The sequence below is a fragment of the Streptomyces tateyamensis genome (assembly GCF_003205575.1).
GTDB classification, from domain to species: Bacteria; Actinomycetota; Actinomycetes; order Streptomycetales; family Streptomycetaceae; genus Kitasatospora; species Kitasatospora tateyamensis.
Window position 1 is genome coordinate 1 of sequence record NZ_PYBW01000388.1, and the last position, 258, is coordinate 258.

Consider the following 258-nt stretch of genomic DNA (forward strand, 5'->3'; position numbering starts at 1 on the left):
GAGCACGGCTTCGACAACGTCAGCACCGACCGGCTCGGTGCGGCGGTCGGCATCGCCGGGCCCAGCCTCTACAAGAACTTCCCGACCAAGGCCGACCGGCTGGCCGCCGCCCTGCTCCACTCCCCTCTCCTCCTCTCCCCCCTCTTGCCCTCCTTCCTCCCTTTCCCTCCCTCTCCCGCCCCCCCCCTGCGCCAGGGGCTGGACGCCTACCGGAAATTCGCCCGCCGGCACCACCACTACCTGGGGGCCATGGTCAGC

At 71.3% G+C, this 258-nt stretch carries 1 protein-coding gene; it reads left to right on the forward strand.

Annotated elements, in window-relative coordinates; all coding sequences use genetic code 11:
• On the forward strand, positions 1 to 258 hold a 258-nt coding region (locus C7C46_RS33865), incomplete at both ends, for a TetR family transcriptional regulator (RefSeq protein WP_146259358.1).